The organism is Yersinia massiliensis CCUG 53443 (assembly GCF_000312485.1).
In the GTDB taxonomy this organism is placed as follows: Bacteria; Pseudomonadota; Gammaproteobacteria; order Enterobacterales; family Enterobacteriaceae; genus Yersinia; species Yersinia massiliensis.
In genome coordinates, this window is sequence record NZ_HE997656.1 from 1 (window position 1) to 1,409 (window position 1,409).

Consider the following 1,409-nt stretch of genomic DNA (forward strand, 5'->3'; position numbering starts at 1 on the left):
GTATCACTGCTCGATCAGGATCGGGGCGATATCATGCTGGCGTTGATCAACGCCACTAGTGTGACCGGCGATGTGAGCGGGCTGGATCTGATGATCAACGGCACCTCGGTCACCTCCGGTACGCAAGGCGTGATCTCTTCTATCTTGCAGGGCGGCACGGCGGTAGCGAATGCGACCCATAACTACGGTCTGACCAGCAGTAACGGCAGCGGCGGCACGGGCTTGTATGTCAATTACAGCCTGAGCGCGCTGGAACTGTTAACTGACGATGCCGATGCTTTGTTACTGGCAACAGACAGCAGCGCGTCCTCGAATAAGACCTTGAATGCACTGGTTTCCGGTGTGGGTGGTTTGCAGATTGATGCCACTAACGGGGCGTTAACACTGGCAAACGGCAGTAACAGCTATCAGGGCAAAACCACGGTCAATGCCGGTGAGCTGATTCTGGGGGCAAATGGTGCCTTCGGCGCGACGTCATTGCTGGATATCGCCAGCGGTGCCAGCGCCAATATCAACGGCCATACACAAACGGTCGGTGCCATCACCAACGCCGGAACCGTGACCTTAGGCACCGGCGGGATACTGAACAGCACGGGCGCGCTGACCAACAGCAATATCTTGAATCTTACTGGCGGCACGCTGAATCTGGCGGCGGGCGGTACTTCTAGCGCCACAGGCGGCTTAACCGGTGCTGGTACGCTGAACATCAACGGCGGCGATTTGGCCGTCAGTGGCGCGAACAGCGGCTTAAGCGGTCAAACGCTGATTGCGTCGGGTGCCTCTGCCACCTTGAACGGTGCAGGGACATTGGGCAGCAGTGCCATTAATGTGCTGGGTGATTTAAACCTGAATGGGGCGAATGCCGCCTTGGCGAATGTGCTGAGTGGCAATGGCGATATCAATACCAACGCTGCGGTGGCCCTAACCGGTACCAACAGCTTTAGCGGCGCTCATCATATCGGGTCGGCTGGGGCATTGACGGTGACGCAAGCCGGTAACTTGGGGACTTCCGCGGCGACGGTGAATCTGGATACGGCGACCTCTCATCTGGTGCTTAATGGACTGAGCGGTGCCATCGCCAATGCCCTGAGCGGTGTGGCGAATTCCACCGTTGATATCACCAATGGCGCGAATGTGTCGTTAACTGGCACTAACAGCGGCTTCTCCGGCCAGTATGCCTTGGCGGGGAACAGCAAGCTGACGGTGGCCTCGACCAATAATCTGGGGGCTTCAGCCAATATCGCACTGGCGGGGGCGCAGGATATGTTGGCGCTGAGCGGCTTTAGCGGCACCTTCGCCAATACGGTTACCGGTCTGGGCACCTTGCAGGTGACCGATAGCAGTGATGCTACGCTGACCAGCAGCAACGGACTGGGAAGCAATGTGACAGTGGATATCGCGGACGCGAC

At 58.2% G+C, this 1,409-nt stretch carries 1 pseudogene; it reads left to right on the top strand.

The window, feature by feature from the left end:
• Positions 1 to 1,409, top strand: a pseudogene (locus tag BN68_RS24205) (autotransporter outer membrane beta-barrel domain-containing protein); the annotation flags it as partial.